The 14347-nt window shown below is 62.9% G+C and carries 12 protein-coding genes; 8 read left to right on the forward strand and 4 right to left on the reverse strand.

The features are described from left to right. The first annotated feature begins 10 nt into the window (after positions 1 to 10). Genes DDF78_RS01775 through pknB form a run of 6 tightly spaced genes read left to right on the forward strand, consistent with a single transcriptional unit; the run spans position 11 to position 8267 of the window. Entirely contained in the window at positions 11 to 625 is a 615-nt protein-coding gene (locus DDF78_RS01775; protein WP_152581474.1) for an FHA domain-containing protein FhaB/FipA, read from the forward strand. An 8-nt stretch (positions 626 to 633) separates the two neighbouring features. Next, entirely contained in the window at positions 634 to 2280 is a 1647-nt protein-coding gene (locus tag DDF78_RS01780; RefSeq protein ID WP_152581475.1) for a protein phosphatase 2C domain-containing protein, read from the forward strand. Further along, entirely contained in the window at positions 2280 to 3701 is a 1422-nt protein-coding gene (locus DDF78_RS01785; protein ID WP_152581549.1) for an FtsW/RodA/SpoVE family cell cycle protein, read from the forward strand. Before DDF78_RS01780 ends, DDF78_RS01785 begins: the two co-directional genes overlap by 1 nt. Beyond that, positions 3698 to 5164: a peptidoglycan D,D-transpeptidase FtsI family protein gene (locus DDF78_RS01790; RefSeq protein WP_152581476.1), complete on the forward strand. Its 1467-nt coding sequence runs from the start codon at positions 3698 to 3700 to the stop codon at positions 5162 to 5164. The genes DDF78_RS01785 and DDF78_RS01790 overlap by 4 nt, the downstream gene beginning before the upstream one ends. Next, entirely contained in the window at positions 5161 to 6210 is a 1050-nt protein-coding gene (locus tag DDF78_RS01795) for a serine/threonine-protein kinase (RefSeq protein ID WP_152581477.1), read from the forward strand. The genes DDF78_RS01790 and DDF78_RS01795 overlap by 4 nt, the downstream gene beginning before the upstream one ends. Next, complete coding sequence (pknB, locus tag DDF78_RS01800) at positions 6207 to 8267, forward strand: Stk1 family PASTA domain-containing Ser/Thr kinase (protein ID WP_152581478.1); 2061 nt, start codon at positions 6207 to 6209, stop codon at positions 8265 to 8267. Before DDF78_RS01795 ends, pknB begins: the two co-directional genes overlap by 4 nt. A 291-nt stretch (positions 8268 to 8558) precedes the next feature. Here the strand turns inward: pknB and DDF78_RS01805 are convergent, their stop codons facing one another. From DDF78_RS01805 to DDF78_RS01815, 3 genes are all read right to left on the reverse strand, one after another. Next, positions 8559 to 9206: an anthranilate synthase component II gene (locus DDF78_RS01805; protein ID WP_152581479.1), complete on the reverse strand. Its 648-nt coding sequence runs from the start codon at positions 9204 to 9206 to the stop codon at positions 8559 to 8561. A gap of 137 nt (positions 9207 to 9343) precedes the next feature. Next, positions 9344 to 10636: a class E sortase gene (locus DDF78_RS01810; protein WP_152581480.1), complete on the reverse strand. Its 1293-nt coding sequence runs from the start codon at positions 10634 to 10636 to the stop codon at positions 9344 to 9346. Continuing rightward, complete coding sequence (locus DDF78_RS01815) at positions 10633 to 11394, reverse strand: DUF881 domain-containing protein (protein ID WP_152581481.1); 762 nt, start codon at positions 11392 to 11394, stop codon at positions 10633 to 10635. Before DDF78_RS01815 ends, DDF78_RS01810 begins: the two co-directional genes overlap by 4 nt. Before the next feature lie 72 nt (positions 11395 to 11466). On the opposite strand from DDF78_RS01815, the gene crgA reads away from it, so the two are divergent. Further along, positions 11467 to 11985: a cell division protein CrgA gene (gene crgA, locus DDF78_RS01820; RefSeq protein WP_202613171.1), complete on the forward strand. Its 519-nt coding sequence runs from the start codon at positions 11467 to 11469 to the stop codon at positions 11983 to 11985. 1076 nt (positions 11986 to 13061) lie between these two features. On the opposite strand, the gene DDF78_RS01825 is transcribed toward crgA, so the two are convergent. Further along, positions 13062 to 13772, reverse strand: coding sequence for a rhomboid family intramembrane serine protease (locus tag DDF78_RS01825; RefSeq protein ID WP_152581483.1), 711 nt, complete (start codon positions 13770 to 13772; stop codon positions 13062 to 13064). Between the two features lie 142 nt (positions 13773 to 13914). Here DDF78_RS01825 and DDF78_RS01830 point away from each other — a divergent pair, with 142 nt between their 5' ends. Then, the gene (locus DDF78_RS01830; protein WP_152581484.1) at positions 13915 to 14133 is read left to right on the forward strand and encodes a hypothetical protein; all 219 of its coding nucleotides are present in this window, start codon (positions 13915 to 13917) and stop codon (positions 14131 to 14133) included. Positions 14134 to 14347 lie beyond the last annotated feature (214 nt).

Here is a 14347-nt window from a genome sequence, read left to right on the forward strand (position 1 = left end):
GCTCGAAGCTATGTTAACCGAACTGACATTCGCGATTCTCAAATACGGATTCCTCATTCTGCTATGGGTGTTCGCCTGGCTCGCCGTGCGCTCGCTGCACCGCGACATCACGTCGCTCAGCCCGCGCAAATCCCGCGCCCATCGACGCGCCGAGCGCCGGGCCCGCAAGGCCGCTTCCGCCCCGGTCGCGCCAGCCCCAGCGTCGGCATCGGCCGTCGCCGCAGCAGCAGCATCCGCAACACCGGTAACGCCCGCGACGCACCCGAGCACCACGCAAATGCCCGAGTCGGCAATTGCATCGGCTGGCGCATCTGCATCTCAACCCGCGTCCAGCCCGGCGCTGCTCGTGGTCATCGACGGCCCGCTGGCCGGCTCCTCGGTGCCGCTGGGCGATGAGCCGATCACGCTGGGCCGCGCCTCATCCAACACGGTGGTCATGAACGACGAATTCGTCTCGTCGCATCACGCACGGGTCTATCGCGATCCGGTTTCGGGCGATTGGGCCATCGAGGACTTGGGCAGCACCAACGGCACTGCGGTCAATCAGCGCCGCATCAGCGAGCCGACCGTGCTTGCAGCCCGCGTGCCAGTGCGCATCGGCGCCACGACTTTCGAGCTGAGGTGACCAGCCACATGCCGCAATCCGACGCCTCGCCAACCCTGTTCCTGTATTCCACGACTATTTCGGACGTGGGCACCGTGCGCAGCAACAACCAGGACTCGTCGTTCGCCGGCGAGCACTTGGTCGCCATCTGCGACGGCATGGGCGGGCACGCCGGCGGCGACACGGCTTCGACCATCGCGATTCGCTCGCTGGCCCATATCGAGCGCGATGACGTGCGCAGCAATGTGCGCACGGTTTCCAGCATGATGGAAACCTCCGTGATGGCCGCGCATGACGCCATCGTGGGCAAGGCCAAGCGCGAGCGCAAGCTGGCCGGCATGGGCACCACCGTCACTGCTGTGACGCTTGTGGGCGGCTACTGGATTCTGGCGCATATCGGCGATTCGCGGGCCTATCTGCTGCGCGACGGCACGCTGACGCGCATGACGACCGACCACAGCTACGTCCAGCATTTGATCGACACCGGCCGCATCACCGCTGCCGAGGCGCGCAACCATCCCCAGCGCAACGTCGTGATGCGCGTGCTGGGCGATTTCGACATCGACCCGCACCCCGACATCGCCATCTGCGCGGCACACCCGGCCGACCGGTGGCTGCTGTGCTCGGACGGGTTGGACGGCGTGCTTGAGGATTCGACAATCCAGGAGACGCTCACGCAGTGCGCCGACCAGGGCGAATGCGCGCAGCGGCTCGTTTCCATGGCTCTCAAAGCCGGCAGCACCGACAACGTCACTGCCGTAATCGGCGACGCGACGCTCGCCCTGGATGCCGATGCCTTCGATCTGCCGCATCAGACGCCGCTGATCGGCGGAGCGGCGGCGGCAAGTCTCGAAGCCATCGCCGACATCATCAACGAACCCGTGGCTTCAGCGCCCAATCTGCGCCATGACAACGATTCCCCGGCGCAGCGAGCAGCGGCGCTCGCGCAGAACCCGGATACGGAAACCCAGCTCGCCGAGCCCCGCGTGGCGCAGCCTTCGGCGATGCGCGAGAAGACCAGCGACGAGGGCGAAACCAATACCGGCGAGATTCCGGTCGTCCAGAAAAGAGACGGCCGACTGTCCGCCGACCCCAATGATCCAGAAGTCGCCAAGGCGATGCGGCGCGAGCGAGTCCAGGAGCAGCAGGCCTCCCGTTCGCGCCGCATGCGCCGGCGCATCGTCGTGCTGATTGGCGTGCTGGTGCTGCTGGCCGCTGTGCTCGGCAGCTCCTTCGCCGCGTGGCGGTGGAGCCAGAGCAAGTACTATCTGGGCGAAGCCAACGGCGTGGTGTCGATCTATCAGGGCGTGAACACGAATCTGTTCGGCTATCCGCTGTCGCATAAGGTCGAAAACACAAGCATCAAGATAAGCCAGCTGCCGCAGTCCTGGCGCGACCAGCTCGCGCAGGGCATCGCCGTCGACAGCCTGTCGGAGGCGCACAGCCACGCGCAGCTCATCGAACGCGAGGCCAAGAGTCTTCCCGAATCCTCCACTGATGGCAGCAGCAACGGCAGCAACGGCACGAACGGTGCTAAGAGCGGTTCCAGCGCCTCGCCATCGGCATCCGCAAGCCCATCAGGCCAGTCAAGCCCGTCAAGCTCCGCTAAATCCGCCAGCTCCGCCACATCCCCAAGCCCATCAAGCCCTGCAAGCTCGTCGAAGGGGGCCAAGTGATGATCGCCACCCGTCTGCGTCAGGTGTCGTTGCTGGTTTTCGCGATGCTGCTGAGCTTCATCGCCTTCTTTCAGATGTTCGAGCGCACCGCCGGCGCATTCCCCGTGAAATTCGCCGGCATGCTGGTTCTGGCCGGCGTGCTGTTTCTTGTGCTGTGGGGACTGCTGCTCAAATTCCAGCCCTATGCCAGCCAGTCGATTCTGCCCTGCGTGCTGCTGCTGACCGCAATCGGCACGATGATGATCGCGCGCATCGACGATGCGAATGGCACCGACGTGGCCTTCCGCCAGCTGATCTGGCTGTGTGTGGCGCTGGTGCTGACCATGCTGCTCATCGTGTTCCTGCGCGATTACCGCGTGCTGCGGCGCTTCTCGTACGTCAGCATGGTCATCGGCCTGGTGCTGCTGCTCTCGCCTATGATTCCGGGCATCGGCAAGGACATCGGCGGCGCGCGCATCTGGATCGGCTTTGGCAGCCACACCTTCCAGCCGGGCGAGTTCACGAAGCTCTTCCTGGCCTTCTTCTTCGCCGCATACCTCTTCGATCACCGCGACCAGCTGGCCGTGGGCGGGCGAAAGGTGCTCGGCATGCGTCTGCCCCGCATCAAGGACACCGGCCCGATCATCGTGGTGTGGCTGGCGTCGATGGGCGTGCTGGTGATTCAGCAGGATCTGGGCACTGCGCTCATGTTCTTCGCGATGTTCGTCTCCATGCTCTATGTGGCGACCGGCCGCAAAAGCTGGGTGGTCATCGGCTTCCTGGCCTTCGCAGTCGGGTGCGTCACGGCCGCGAAGCTGTTTGCGCACGTCGAATACCGCGTGCAGGCCTGGCTGCATCCGCTTGACCCTGCGGTGTACAACCAGTATCCGGGCGGCTCCTCGCAGCTGGTCAAGGGCATGTTCGGCATGTCCTCCGGCGGTCTCATGGGCACCGGCCTCGGCCAGGGCCATCCGGCGCTCACCCCGCTGGCGAACTCCGACTTCATCTATTCGTCGCTGGGCGAGGAGCTTGGGTTGACCGGCCTGCTGGCGATTCTGGTCCTGTACCTCGTCATCATCGCCTCGGGCCTGATCACCGCAATGCGCATCAAGGACGGCTTCGGCAAGCTGCTGGCCGCCGGACTCGTGTTCACGATGGCCTTCCAGGTCTTCACGGTGGTGGGCGGCATCACGCTGGTCATCCCGCTCACCGGCCTGACCCTGCCGTACATGGCCGCCGGAGGCTCTTCGCTCATTGCCAACTTCGTGCTGGCCGGGCTGCTCATCGTCATCTCGAACGCCGCGAACAAGCCCGAGCCGGACACGCTCTCCGACACCTTCCAATATGAAGCGCTGGTCGCACTTGGTGAACGAGGCCGCGAACGCGGGCAGCACGGGCAGGACCGCCAGCGCAGCACTGAAGGCAAGGGGGAAGCGGCATGAACAAAAGCCTGCGCCAGCTCTTCACCGCCGTCATCATCCTGTTTACGATTCTCGGCCTGTCCAGCACCATCATCACCGCGATTCGCGCGAACCAGCTCAATGCCGACCCGCGCAACAGCCGCACGCTCTACCACGAGATCGGCGCGCCACGCGGCCCGATTCTCGCTTCCGACGGCACCGTGCTCGCCAAATCGGAGCCCACCAACGATTCCTTCGCCTACCAGCGCTCCTATGCGAACGGGGCGCTGTATGCGCCCATCACCGGGTACTTCTCCATCACGCACCCGGTCGACCGTGGCTTGGAGATGTCGCGCAACGACCTGCTCGCCGGCGATTCGAATGCCTTGTTCTGGCAGAAATTCAAGTCGCTGTTCACCGGTGCCGAGAACAAGGGCGCTTCGATCGAGACCTCGATCAACCCGAAGCTGCAAGGGGCCGCCTATCAGGCCCTCGCCGGCATGGATGGCGCAGCCGTGGCGATCGAGCCGAAGACCGGCCGCATTCTTGCTATGGCGAGCACGCCGAGCTACGACCCGAACCAGCTCGCGCAGCACGACACCAACAAGGTCAATAACGTCTACGCGCAGCTGACTTCCGGCGACAACAGCCCGATGATCAACCGGGCCATCGCGCAGTACTATCCGCCGGGGTCCACGTTCAAAACCGTCGTGGCCGCGGCCGCGCTGGAAACGGGCAAATACAACCCGGACACTTCGATTCCGGCAGGCGCGAGCTACACGCTGCCCGGCACGGCGACCAACCTGACGAATGCGGAAAGCGCGGCCAACGGCTCGAACGGCCAGATCTCCTTCGAGGATGCGCTGGCCTATTCATCCAACACGGCCTTCGCACAGCTTGGCGTCTCGCTGGGAGATCAGGCGGTCGAGACCCAGGCCAGGAAACTCGGCTTCGGCAGCTCGATCACCGTCGACGGCTCGGATTCCACAGGCGGGCCGATGAAGGCGATATCCTCGCTCTTCCCCACGGGGCTGACTCCCGACAAGCTCGCCTTGGCCTCAATCGGTCAGGGCGATGTGAACGCGACGCCGCTGCAGAACGCGCTCATCGCCTCGGCAGTAGCCAACGGCGGCACGCTTATGCGCCCCACGCTCGTCGACCGCGTGCGCTCAAGCGATCTGTCAGTCATCTCGCAGACCGACCCCGCAGTCATGTCGCAGGCCTTCAGCAAGGACACGTCCGACAAGCTCGGCCAGATGATGCAGACGGTCGTGACCAAGGAGAACCCGAATCTGGCCATCCCCGGCGTAAAGGTCGCCGCGAAGACCGGAACCGCGCAGATCGGCCAGAACAACAGCAGCATCGATGGCTGGGTGATCGGCTTTGCCCCCGCCGACAATCCGAAGATCGCCGTCGCCGTGGTCGTCCATAATACCGATGTGCTTGGCTCCTACGCAGCCGGTCCCATTATGAAGCAGATCATGCAGGAGGCGTTGCAGCAATGAAACTCATCGAAGGCCAGCTCATCCACCGGCGATACCGGCTCGACTGCCGGCTCGCGCAGGGCGGCATGGGCGAGGTGTGGAAGGGCTATGATATTCAGCTCGGCCGCCCGGTGGCCATCAAGGCGCTGCGCGGGGATGCGACCAACGCCGAGGCCAAGCTGCGTCGGCTGCGCGTCGAAGCGCATAACTCCGCGAATCTCGCGCATCCGAATATCGCCGCGCTCTTCGAATACTACGAGCATGACGGCATCGGCTTCCTCATCATGGAATACGTGCCGAGCAAATCCCTGGCCGACATCTTCCACGAGAAGGGCGCAATGGACCCGATCGAACTGCTGCCGATTCTTGAGCAGACGGCACGCGGCCTGTTCGTCGCCCATTCACATGGGGTCATCCACCGCGACGTGAAGCCGGCCAACATCATGGTTTCGGCTGACGGCGACGTGAAGATCACCGATTTCGGCGTCTCCTACTCCACCAACCAGGAGCAGATCACGCAGGACGGCATGGTGGTGGGCACCGCGCAGTACATCTCCCCCGAGCAGGCGCAGGGCAAGCATGCCACCGCGCAGTCCGACATCTACTCGCTTGGCGTCGTGGCCTACGAAGGCCTGTGCGGCCACCGACCCTTCACCGGGGCCACGCCGGTCGATATCGCCGCCGCGCATGTCAACGACCCCGTGCCCCCGCTGCCTGATTCGATCGATGTGCAGCTGAGCCAATTCGTGATGTCGATGCTTTCGAAGGACCCGCTGGACCGGCCGGGCGATGCGCTTGTCGTCTCGCGCATGCTCTCGAAGATCGAGCGCCGGCTGCTCGACCAGCAGACCATGCTGAACAGCTCGACCAAGATCATGCCCCCCAGCAACCGCATGCCCCGGCGCATCATGAGCGCACCGCACAGCATCCTGGACTCACGCCTGCGCGCAGCTGCCGGTCAGACGCCGATTCAGGACGTCGGGCAGTCCCAGGTGTTCATCAGCGGCACGCCTGCGCCGCGAACCGCGAGTTCGCAAGCAAGGTATCTCGACAAGGAGCAACAATGAGTAGCAACCTGCCTTCGTCATTGGCCAACGGCCGGTACCAGCTCGGCCAGCTCATCGGCCGCGGCGGCATGGCCGAGGTGCGCGTCGCCCTCGACACGCGCCTGGGGCGCACCGTCGCCATCAAGATCATGCGCGCCGACCTGGCGAACGACGATATCTTCCTGACCCGCTTCCGGCGCGAGGCGCATTCGGTCGCGCAGATGAACAATCTTAATATCGTCAATATCTACGATTCGGGCGAGGAGACGATTCTCGACGAGTCCGGGCACACCGAGCGGCTGCCCTACATCGTCATGGAATACGTCAAAGGCCAGACGCTGCGCGATATCATCAAGGCGAACGGCCCCTTAAGTCAGCGCGACGCCGAACAGGTGATGCTCGGCGTTCTGGGTGCTTTGGAGTATTCGCACCGCGTAGGCATCATCCACCGGGATATCAAGCCCGGTAACATCATGATCTCCGAGCAGGGCATGGTCAAGGTCATGGACTACGGCATCGCCCGGGCGCTCGATGATTCCGTGGCCACGATGACGCAGTCGCAGGGCGTCGTGGGCACCGCGCAGTACCTCTCCCCTGAGCAGGCGCGCGGCGAGAGCGTCGACATGCGCTCCGACCTGTATTCCGCCGGCTGCGTGCTCTACGAGATGCTCACCGGCCGCCCGCCCTTCACTGGCGATTCCGCTGTCGCCATCGCCTACCAGCATGTCTCCGAAGTAGCCACGCCCCCCAGCGCCATCGTGCCGGGGCTGCCCAAGATGTGGGACCAGATCTGCGCGAAGGCGATGGCCAAGGACCGGCAGAACCGCTATGCGACGGCCGCCGAGTTCAAGAACGATCTCCTTACCTTCATGAATGGCGGCGTGCCCGTCGCAGCGGCCTTCAACCCGCTCACCGATCTGGCGAACGTCAAGACCCGCAAGCAGGCCGAGCAGACGGCGGCGACCCGGGCGATGAACCCGGTGGCCGCCACCGAGGCGACGCAAGCCTTCAACCCGGTGACCGGGCAGTTCGAGGCGGTTCCGGTCGCAGCGAACAGGCCTGCGGAAACCGCATTGAAGTCCCGCGCCGAGCAGCGTGCCGCCGCTGCCAAGGCCAAGCGCAAACGCCGGATTATCATATCGGTTATCAGCGCCATCGTGCTCATCGCCGCAATCGTCGGCGCACTGGCATACGCGAACCGCGCCAAAACGCCTGAAATGGTCACCGTGCCGACCTTCACCGAGCAGACCACCAAGGCCCTCGCCCAGGAGAAGCTCACCGCAGTCGGGCTGCGCTTCCAGGCCGAAACCGACACCAATTCGACCCAGCCTCAGGGTACGCTCACCAAGCAGAGCCCCGCAGGCGGCGCCAGCGTGGCGAAAGGCTCCACGGTCAGGGTGTGGTTCTCCGCAGGGCCGCAATCCGCCGCCGTGCCCGACGTCAAAGGCATGACGCAGGACGAGGCGCGCTCCGCCTTGGAAAGCGCCGGATTCAAGGTGGGGCCCACCACGCAGAGCGAGATGAGCGCCGACGTGGACAAGGACCGCGTCACCCGCACCGACCCCGCCGCCGGCACGCAGCTGGCCAAGGGCGAAGTCGTGACCCTGTTCATCTCCTCGGGCATGACACAGGTGCCCGATGGGCTCGTCGGGCAGCCGCTGGACGCGGTAATTCAAAAGCTGAACAGCCTTGGATTCAGCACAAATCAGGCACAGGAGCATTCAGACACTGTGGGCAATGGCTTGGTCACGCGCACCGACCCGCCTTCGGGCACTTCGGTGCAGCAGCGCAGCACGATTACGGTCTACGTCTCACAGGGCAAGGAGCAGGTCACCATTCCCACCGATATCACTCTGGGAAGCACCACTTACGCCGAGGCCGCAAACAAGCTGCAGGCGGCAGGATTCAAGGTGGCGCTCGACGGCGGAGCCGATCCGGCTAAGGCCGACCCGTCAAGCATTGTCATGGACATCAATCCGGCTCCGGGAAGCCAGGCCGACAAGGGCTCCACGGTCACACTGAAGCTCCAAGCCGCACCTTCCCCATCCTCCAGCCCAAGCAGCTCAAAGTCACAGTGAAACACGTGCGCTGCCGGCACGCACCGCTCCTGCGGAGGCGTTAAACTCGCAGCGCAGTGCGCTGCGAGTAGCCGACGCTGAGGCCCCACCAAGGGGCCGAGGAAACAACGGAGTTCACCCTTAGTCATGAACGTCACAATTCCCGCACTAACTCGACCTTTACGCAGGAATTGTGACGTTTCCGCACGGTTTTACGTCACAACCCCCGCATGATTACGAGGACTATGCGGGAGTTGTGACGTTTGCACGCCGGCTGTTGCGTAGTTGCCCACGGCAACCGCACGACAGCGATTATCGAGCCGCGACCTTGGGCTGCAGGCCCTGGGAGCGCTCGACGGCATCGCTCTGGCCGCAGATGGCAAGCCAGTTCGCCAGCAGGCGGTAGCCGTCCTGCGTCATCACCGATTCGGGGTGGAATTGCACGGCGAACAGCGGCAGGTCCTTGTGCTTGAGCCCTTGGATGATATGGTCGTCCTTGGTCCATGCGGTGACCACGAGATCGTCGGGCACGGAATCCGGCTCGACGGCGAGCGAATGGTAGCGGGTCGCGGTCATCGGCTCGGCCACACCGGCGAACACCGCGTCATCGACATGCTCCACGACGCTCGTCTTGCCGTGCATAATCGTCGGGGCGTGGTCCACCGTGGCCCCATACACTTCGGCGAGCGCCTGCAAGCCGAGGCAGACGCCGAACATCGGCGTGCGCGTCGTAGCGCACAGCCGGATAAGCCCTTCGCTGGCCCCGGAATCCGCCGGAGCGCCCGGGCCGGGCGAGATCAGCACGCCATCATACCCGTCGAGCACACTAGGCGCGGAGGCGTCGATCGCATCGTTGCGCACCACGTCGACGGTGGCTCCCAGCGTCTTGAGATAGCCGACGATCGTGTACACGAAGGAATCGTAGTTGTCGACCACGAGGATATGCGCGGAATCGGTCATAATCGCCCTCTGCCTGTGTTGGAGTTGCTGGCCGGCGTGCGCCGCCGACCTTTCGACGCCATTGTAGTCCAAAGGCGGCAAGCTGCGCGCGAATCGGTCATAGAGTGTGGGTCATAGGGTGCGAAGTTGCGAGATGCTCAGACAGTTACATAATTCGACATCGCGCGCAGGTACGGTATGGTGCTCGCCGCCCAAGGGTAGGCCCACTGCATCAGCGCCGCAATGCCTGCAACCAGCAGCAACAGCAAGAGCAGCGCGCGTATCGGGGCCACGCCCGGCTGCCAGCGCAGCAGGGTGCCGTAGATGCTGATGTCGGGCCTGCGGCGGCGACGCTGGTGGATGTCGCGCAGGACAGGCCAGCGCCAGGCCACGGCGGCCGCGATGAACAGGACGAGGTAGATGGTAAGCGCCACCGCGATAACCGGCTGCATCGAAGGCAGTCTTGCGGCGAGCGAAGGCTGCTCGTTGCTGGTGAATTTCACCGCTCCCGAAGCGTCGGTCGTGGCAAGCTCCTTGGGTACGCCGTCGGAGACTTTCGCCCAGTAATCAAGCTCGCCGTAGCTGATCCAGCGGTGCGTCGGCGTGGTGTATTTCGGCTCGCAGGTCGTCAGCGTGATCATGCGCTTGGTGGGGGGCGCGAAGGGATTCTCCGGGTTCGGCGCTACCACGTCGCCCTGCGTCGGCAGCACGATGCGATAGCTCGTTTGCCGGTAGACGTACCAGTAATCCTTGGTGCGCAGGATGATCGGGTCGCCGACTTCGAGCTTGTCGATGTCGCCCAGCGGCTGTCCGTAGCCGTTGCGATGGCCCGCGATGGCCATATTGCCGACCTGCCCGGGCATCTGCGTCTGCTCGTAATGCCCCATGCCGTGTTTGTTGAGCTGCACGGGGTCGGTGCCCTGCACGACGTTGCGGTTCCATTGCTCGCCGAAGCGCGGGATGTAGACCTGCGCGACCAGATCGCCGACATTCGCGCTGGCAGGCTGCACCGGCGGATCACCCGGCTGCGCCTTGGCGATTTGCAGTTTCCCGCCATTGCCGGGGGCCGACCACGCGGCCGACTGCCGGGTCTGATCCTGCGCACGCTCGGATTCGACGCCCGTCCACCACATCTGCCAGGCGATGTACAGGCCGCACAGCACCGCCAGCGTGAGCAGTAGCTCGGCGATGATGCCAAGCAGCTGCCACCCTGCGCCCGAGCGGCGACGCGACACGTCGTGACGTCCCTGAGCGCCCGACGCCGCACCGGCACCCCTTGCGCCGACATTTCCTGCGCTGACGCCCGCAGTGCCCGCAGTGTCTTCGACACCCGAAGCGCCTTCGGGCATATCGGCAGCGCCGCCCATATCAGCGGCATCCGCCACATCGGCCAGCTCGTCTTCCAGAGCGGCGCGAGCGGGCGCGCCTGCGGCGTGGGAACCATGCTTCATTGCTGCTTCGATCCTTCCTGCGGCACAGTGGCGTAGCGCAACGGCTGCAGCAGCGCCGCCTCAGGGAAGCGCTGCGTGTCCTTGTCCTCGACCTTCCAGCCTAGGCCATAGGCGCGCACATACTCCTTGTAGGTCTGTATGGCGCTTGAATCGTTCAGCGCCTGCGTGAGCGCGTCCGGGTCGCCTATCGCCGAAACGGTGTAGGGCGGCGAATACTGCTTGCCCTGCAGCGTGAGGATATTGCCGGTGCAGCGCACTGCGGTGTTGAACAGCACGCGCTGGTCCTGAATCATCATCGCCTCGGCACCGCCGTGCCACAGCGCGTTGACGACGGCCTCGATATCCTGCTGGTGAATTACGTAATAGTCGATGTCGACGGAGGAGCCGGAGTCGCCCACGGTCTTCTGCCACAGGGAGGAGTCGTTCAGCGTCACCGCGATGCCAGGCCCCTCGACTGCGGGAAGCAAGGTCGCCGAACCGGCGTCATCGCTCGATCCGCTGGTAGTGCTGGCATTGCCCGATGTCATCTTGTTCAGGGTGTCGACCTGCGAGGCGAGGCCGTTGACCTCATGCTGCAGCGTATTCACCTGATTGACGCGCTGCTCCACCAGCTGCGAGGTGTCGGAGGTGACCGTGGTGCTGCGGTTCACGCGCAGATTCGTCATCAGCAGGTAGCCGGAGAACGCGACGACCACGAAAACGACGAGACCGCCCATCTTCGAGCGCCTCGCCCCATGTTTTCCGGCCTGTTTCGCCATATTCGCCACATTTCCCTCGCCGATAGTCGCCGGTTTCGAGTCTAACCACTATTATGATTTCTAGCCTATCGAATGGAGACTACGCTTATGGCTGACGAAGAGCTGCACAAAACCGGCGCGAACGACCCTGGAAGCCAGGTGGACTGGCAGTCAGGCGCCGAGGACGCGCATACCGCGCAGCCGGGCGACGACGCGAAAACAGGCGTGAACGCAGACGCGATTACGGATACGAAGGACGCTGCAGAGGGCGCGGCGAAGAGCGATGAAGAGGACTACGGCATCCCGATGGACAAGGTCGAAGCCGTGCTCAACGCCAGCATCGACCAGTCGGCCATGACCCCGCAAATGCAGCGCATGGTCCGCCGCCAGGAGGAGAACACCCGCCGCGTCGAGGAGACCATCAAGGGCACCAAGGCGAACCCCACCTGGTTCGTGCCGCTGTTCTGCATCCTTATGGTCATCGGCCTGGCGTGGGCCGTGGTCTACTACCTCACCGGCAGCTACCCCATCCCCCACATCGGCGCATGGAACCTCGCAGTCGCCTTCGCCATCCTCATGGTCGGCTTCCTCATGACCATGTGGTGGCGCTGAGCTACTGAGTTTCTGAATCGATGAGACGCTGAACTACAGCGCTCATCTTCTGATCTTCCGTATCATTCCGTGTTGCGAGACAGCGATATGAATTGCATCTCGCTGTTTCGCGCCCCAGCGCATACATCAAGTCGCCCATTCGTAGTCAGTTGCGCCATTTTTAGCCATCTGTTTCTTCAACTGCCCGTGTCTTCCAACCGCCCGTGTCTTCCAGTCGGCTATACCTTCGAGCAGGCCAAACAATAGCTCTGCAATTGCCCCGCGAATCTATTAAGCACTTTCTGTCAATTTTCGCCGATACATGCGTTGTAACGCACACATACCAAATCTTAAAAACGTTGGTATTCCGCCAAAACGGTAGGCACCGGATTTACGGTCTACTTTGCGAAGTGCCTAATAAACGAAAAAAGTGCTTAATAGATGGTTGAAGTAGTTTTGCAGTGGCGTCTTCGCTCATCTAGCCCGACCGTTACCGGTCCCACACGTGTATTCAGCACTTTTTTCGTCTATTAAGCACATGCGAAAGTAGCTACCGGTCGCGCCTTGTGCGAGATACCTGCAATTCCGCCATTTCGCGATGTGCCGCGATGGCTGCATGAGACCTTCGGAGGCGGTTTCACCCGGCAATCTGCTTAGTAGATGATGAGTAGACGGATGGCGGCGCAGCAGCAAGAGCCGTCGCTATTCAGCGATTCCCAGAGCCGCACATATGCTCCTTGCGCTGGATGCATAGGAAATCCAAAACTTGCGTCGCTGCCCATACTGAGGGGTACTGCGATGTCGCAACGCCAGTAGTTATCCACATTTGCTTATGCACATTGTCCACAATGGTGGAAGCGTTGGGAATTCAGGGTTTTCGGGTAGCTGGGTGGATAATTGGGTGACTTTTCCACAGGTTATGCCCGACAATGCCCATGTTATCCACAATGTTGTCCACCGATGTGGAAAACTACATGTGTGTTATTTGCGCTCGTATACCCAGTCGCGGTGCCCGTATCTCAGCGGCAATACCTGCACAGGGAATTCTGCATAGCTGCATATCGGTATAGCCACGTCCATCCGACGCGCGACTATGCTCACATCGCGAACTTCGCGCACAGCACGATAACGGCAGCCAACACCACGACCATCGCACCGCCGTACGTCCACATGCGAGCGCGCATCGAGGCATGCTGCAAACCGGGCATGCGCGACACCAGCAGCACGGTGAGCAGCCCGCCCACGACGAACCCGCCGGCATGCGCCTGCCATGCGACATTGGGAATGACCAGCGGCATGGCGAAGTTGATTGCCATCCAGATCAGCATCGAACGCAGCTCGACGCCCATGCGCCGGTATACGACCAGCAGGGCTGCGAACAGGCCGAACAGCGCTCCCGAAGCGCCATACGCGCTCACCGACCAGTCCGCCCGCGCCCATGCCCACAGCGAAAGGCCCGCAGCCCCGCCCAAGCCTGAGATCAGGTAGAGCCCCAAGTAGCTCCAATGGCCCATCATGCGCTCCAAAGTCGGGCCGACCATCCACAGCGTCAGCATGTTGAAGCCCACATGCATGGGGTTCTGCGCGTGCAGGAACAGCGAGGTCAGCCAGCTCCACGGGTGCGCAACGGCGAGATACGGCGCATACAGGCCGCCGCCCACCACGCTCGCATACAGCGAGGGCGAAAGGTATCTGAGCACGACCTCAAGCAGCCACGCGGCCACGCAGATGGCGATGATCGCCTGCGTGACGACGGGGCCGCCGTGGTGCCAATCGTATCGGATGCTGCGCATGCTCAAGTTAGCCATTGCTCCACTCTACCGGGCAGCCGAAACCGACATATCGACGTTGTTGCGCAACTTTCCACTCAATCGTCACAAACAAACCCCTATGATAGGAACAGGAATCGGTTTGGACGTGCAAGCCGATGCGATCGGGAAAGGAGCCGTCATGGAGAATAAGTCTTCTAACGGTTGGAAGTTCTTCGCGCTGCTCTTCGGAGCGGCACTCGCGGCAGTCGTCGGACTGTACATCTACAAGCAGCAGAATCCGGATTATGATCCGTGGGAGGAGCCTTGGGAAAACAGCTCTTCGCCGGTCGATCTGGGACTTGCCAAGGACAGTGAGGAGCCCGAGGAGGACGAGGCCGCTGAGGCCGCCACGGACTGATTCGGACTGATGGATTCCGACTGCTGCTGGTTTCTGGATTCCACACCGTTAGCGAAGACCCCCGCATCGCGCGTTAGGTTGTTGTCTGCAGATTGCCTGCCCAATCACTTGGGATTGCAATAACGGCATTGCCTACGTCGATACGGGGGCTTTTGCATGCCCAAAAGAAGGCCATCACATAGCGCTTGTCCTGCACCGGTTTCGACACCGATGC

This window comes from Bifidobacterium tibiigranuli, assembly GCF_009371885.1.
Lineage (GTDB): Bacteria > Actinomycetota > Actinomycetes > Actinomycetales > Bifidobacteriaceae > Bifidobacterium > Bifidobacterium tibiigranuli.

Excerpts from the sequence above, each read along its gene's own strand:
- DDF78_RS01775 (WP_152581474.1), top strand. The coding sequence starts at position 11 with ATGTTAACCGAACTGACATTCGCGATTCTCAAATACGGATTCCTCATT.
- DDF78_RS01780 (WP_152581475.1), top strand. The coding sequence starts at position 634 with ATGCCGCAATCCGACGCCTCGCCAACCCTGTTCCTGTATTCCACGACT.
- DDF78_RS01785 (WP_152581549.1), top strand. The coding sequence starts at position 2,280 with ATGATCGCCACCCGTCTGCGTCAGGTGTCGTTGCTGGTTTTCGCGATG.
- DDF78_RS01790 (WP_152581476.1), top strand. The coding sequence starts at position 3,698 with ATGAACAAAAGCCTGCGCCAGCTCTTCACCGCCGTCATCATCCTGTTT.
- DDF78_RS01795 (WP_152581477.1), top strand. The coding sequence starts at position 5,161 with ATGAAACTCATCGAAGGCCAGCTCATCCACCGGCGATACCGGCTCGAC.
- pknB (WP_152581478.1), top strand. The coding sequence starts at position 6,207 with ATGAGTAGCAACCTGCCTTCGTCATTGGCCAACGGCCGGTACCAGCTC.
- DDF78_RS01805 (WP_152581479.1), bottom strand. The coding sequence starts at position 9,206 with ATGACCGATTCCGCGCATATCCTCGTGGTCGACAACTACGATTCCTTC.
- DDF78_RS01810 (WP_152581480.1), bottom strand. The coding sequence starts at position 10,636 with ATGAAGCATGGTTCCCACGCCGCAGGCGCGCCCGCTCGCGCCGCTCTG.
- DDF78_RS01815 (WP_152581481.1), bottom strand. The coding sequence starts at position 11,394 with ATGGCGAAACAGGCCGGAAAACATGGGGCGAGGCGCTCGAAGATGGGC.
- crgA (WP_202613171.1), top strand. The coding sequence starts at position 11,467 with ATGGAGACTACGCTTATGGCTGACGAAGAGCTGCACAAAACCGGCGCG.
- DDF78_RS01825 (WP_152581483.1), bottom strand. The coding sequence starts at position 13,772 with ATGGCTAACTTGAGCATGCGCAGCATCCGATACGATTGGCACCACGGC.
- DDF78_RS01830 (WP_152581484.1), top strand. The coding sequence starts at position 13,915 with ATGGAGAATAAGTCTTCTAACGGTTGGAAGTTCTTCGCGCTGCTCTTC.